The organism is Dietzia sp. SYD-A1 (assembly GCF_015356725.1).
In the GTDB taxonomy this organism is placed as follows: domain Bacteria; phylum Actinomycetota; class Actinomycetes; order Mycobacteriales; family Mycobacteriaceae; genus Dietzia.
This window is the reverse complement of sequence record NZ_JADDKI010000404.1, coordinates 1-3142: the sequence shown is the minus strand read 5'-3', so window position 1 is coordinate 3142 and position 3142 is coordinate 1. Positions and strand designations below refer to the sequence as shown.

Annotated in this window: 3 protein-coding genes; 2 read left to right on the top strand and 1 reads right to left on the bottom strand. The window is 72.5% G+C overall.

Annotation, left to right across the window (positions count from 1 at the left end):
* The first annotated feature begins 177 nt into the window (after positions 1-177).
* Positions 178-1998, top strand: a complete 1821-nt coding sequence (locus IY392_RS14730) for an alkaline phosphatase D family protein (RefSeq protein ID WP_194861614.1) — start codon at positions 178-180, stop codon at positions 1996-1998.
* Positions 1999-2083: 85 nt separating this feature from the next.
* On the opposite strand, the gene thiE is transcribed toward IY392_RS14730, so the two are convergent.
* Positions 2084-2809, bottom strand: a complete 726-nt coding sequence (gene thiE, locus IY392_RS14725; RefSeq protein ID WP_194861613.1) for a thiamine phosphate synthase — start codon at positions 2807-2809, stop codon at positions 2084-2086.
* 40 nt (positions 2810-2849) lie between these two features.
* Here thiE and IY392_RS14720 point away from each other — a divergent pair.
* Positions 2850-3142, top strand: a 293-nt coding sequence (locus IY392_RS14720; protein WP_194861612.1) for an FAD-dependent oxidoreductase, incomplete at its 3' end; no start/stop codon positions are given.

Here is a 3142-nt window from a genome sequence, read left to right as displayed (position 1 = left end):
GGTCGTGGTGACGGCCGACCGGGGGCTGCGGGCCAGACTGCCGCAGGGCGTCGTCGCCGTCGGCCCCCGCGTCCTGCTCGACTAGGGTCTGCGCCCGGGGCCCTGGTCGACCAGGGTCTGCACCCCTTCCGCTACCGTCCCACCCGGCACGCCGCGGGCCGGGTGCACACTGGTGCAATGAACCAGCCCCCCACGCCGCCCGAGATCCTGGTCGGACCCATGCTGCGGTACGTCGACAGCACGGACGCGACGGTGTGGCTCGAGGTGTCCGCGCCGTGCACGGTGACGATCCGGGCCGGGGACAGCGAGGCCTCCGAGCGATCGTGGGGAGTCCACGGCCACCACTTCGCGGTGCTGCACCTGCGTGATCTCGAGCCGGGGGCCCGGACGCCGTACCAGGTGGCGCTCGACGGCGCGGCCGCCTGGCCCGTGGAACCGGAGCGCCCCAGCGTCATCCGCACCCCGAGGGCCGATGACACCGTCCGCCTGGCCTTCGGGTCCTGTCGACGGGGTGAGAGCCAGACCCCGGTGGCGTTGCGCCGGATCGGGGCCGACGCGCTGGTCGCGCTGGCGCACCAGATGGCCCGCACGCCGCACGCCGACTGGCCCGATGCCATGCTGCTGCTCGGCGACCAGGTGTACGCCGACATCCCCAGCCGCGAGATCACCGAGCGGCTGGCCGCCCGTCGCAGTGCCGGCCAGGGGCCGCGGTCGGTGCGCGACTCCGCCGGGGACGGCGGTGACCGGGACGTGTCCGGGGAGATCTGTGACTTCGAGGAGTACTCCTGGCTGTACCACGAGTCGTGGCGGGATCCGGATGTCCGCTGGCTGCTCTCGACCGTGCCCAGCTGCATGATCCTCGACGACCACGATCTTCGCGACGACTGGAACTCCTCGTACGCGTGGCGCCGGGAGATGACGGCCCAGCCGTGGTGGCCTGAGCGCGTGAAGGGGGCTTTCGCCAGCTACTTCGTCTACCAGCACCTGGGCAATCTCGCGCCGTGGGAGCTGGAGGCCGACGCGGTGTACCAGGCGGTGCGGGCTGCGGGCTCCGATGCCGAACGCGAGGGGATCCTCGACGATTTCGCCCTGTCCGCCGACGCCGACCGCGACACCGCGCGGTGGAGCTTCCGCCGCGACTTCGGGCGGGTGCGGGTGGTGATGCTCGACGTGCGCGCCTCTCGTCGGTTGGACCCCGGTGACCGACGAGTGATGGATCCCCGGGAGTGGGAGTGGGCGCGGGAGGCGTGCCTGGCGGCCGAGGTCGACCACCTGGTGATCGCGTCGTCCCTGCCCGCCTTCATGCTGCCGGCACTGCACCATCTCGAGGGGTGGAACGAGGCGGTGAGCCGCGACCGGCCGGACAAGCCGCTGTCCGCCCGGATCGGTGAGTGGGTGCGCCTGACAGTCGACCTCGAACACTGGGCGGCGTTCCGGAACAGTTTCGACGACCTGATCGGGTTGCTCACCGAGGTCGCGGCCGGGGATCACGGCCGGCCGCCCGCGTCGATCCTCATGCTGGGCGGGGACGTCCACTGCTCGTACCTCGAGGAGGTCCAGCTCACCGCGCCCCGGGTGCGCGACTCGCCCACCAGGGTCCACCAACTGGTCATGTCGCCGTTCCGCAATCCTCTACAGAAGTCGATCCGGATGGTCAACCGGATCTCGGTCCGGAATCCCGCGCCCGCACTGACCCGCCGGCTCGCCGATGCTGTGGGGGTGCGCGATCCACAGGTCAGGTGGGACGTCACCGACGGCGTCTGGTTCCACAACGGGGTCATGACCCTGGTGCTGCGCGGTCGCCGCGCCACCGTCAAGGTGGAGCATGCACACGTGGAATGGCCCGCACGCGGACTGGGGAGGGTGCTCACGCTCGTGCCCGGCCTGGCGCCGGACTCCTGGGGCCGGAGAGGGCGACGACGACGAGGTGGGGACGACCTCGAGGCCAAACCCCGTCAGGTTCTGCGCAGAACACTCACCAAGGAGCTCACGGACTGAGGTGGGACGCCGGCCGGGCGACAGTGTGCTCGTCGGCTGACCGGGGTTCCCCCGGGGGCTGCCGGGGCTGCCTCGACGCGTCGTGTCAGCGCAGTTCGGCGCGGAGCGCGCGCGCCGCCGTAGTGGGGTCGGCCGCCTCGGTGATCGCGCGGACCACCACCACCCGTCGCGCTCCCGCTGCCAGTACCTCGGTCAGGTTCCGGCGGTCGATCCCGCCGATGGCGAACCAGGGCGTGCCGCGGGGGCGGTCTCCTCGCGCGGCCGCGTGCCTCACCAGGTCCAGGCCCGGGGCGTGGCGGCCGGGTTTGGTCGGGGTGGGCCACACAGGACCGGTGCAGAAGTAGTCCACGAGTGGGTTGCCGGCCGCCGCGTCGACCTCTCCCGGGGCGTGGCACGACAGGCCGATCACCACGTCCTCTCCGGCCACGCGGCGCGCCCACTCCACGGGCAGGTCGTCCTGCCCCAGGTGCAGCACGTCCGCCCCCGACGCCGCCGCCACGTCGGCCCGGTCGTTGACCGCCAGCAGCGCCTCGTGCGAGTCGCACGCCTCGCGCATCACCGCCAGGGCCCGCAGTTCGTGCGCGGCCTCCAGCGGCCCGCCGTCGCGCTCGCCGGGAGAGTTCTTGTCCCGGAGCTGCACGATGTCCACACCTCCGGCCAGCGCTGCGGCGACGTCCCTACGCAGCGCTGGAAAGTCGCCGGACCACCCCTGCGCGCGCGCCTGCTCGTCGAGGTGTCGTCGCGCGTCGATGCAGAGGTAGAGCCGGGCATCTGCGAGGCGGGAGCGGAGTCGATCGGCGCGGGCGGTCATGTGCGTAACCGTAGGCGATGGCCCCACTAGGGTGAACGACGTGACTCCCGATACCGGACCTCCCTTCCCGAGCATCGGCACCCGCCGCCTCGTCGTGATCGGCGGTTCGGTGATCGGGCTGGCCTGCGCGTGGTCGGCCGCCAGGACCAGGCTGGTCGCGGAGGTGGTGATCCACGAGCCTGACGACTCCGGCCCCGACGGGGTGCCCTCCTCTGCCGCGGCGTGGGTGGCCGGCGGCATGCTCGCCCCGTTCAGCGAGGCCTGGCCGGGGGAGGAGGCGGTGTTCGCCCTCGGAGTGGACTCGCTCCGTCGCTGGCCGGAGATGCTCAGCGC

Excerpts from the sequence above, each read along its gene's own strand:
- thiE (WP_194861613.1), bottom strand. The coding sequence starts at position 2,809 with ATGACCGCCCGCGCCGATCGACTCCGCTCCCGCCTCGCAGATGCCCGG.
- IY392_RS14730 (WP_194861614.1), top strand. The coding sequence starts at position 178 with ATGAACCAGCCCCCCACGCCGCCCGAGATCCTGGTCGGACCCATGCTG.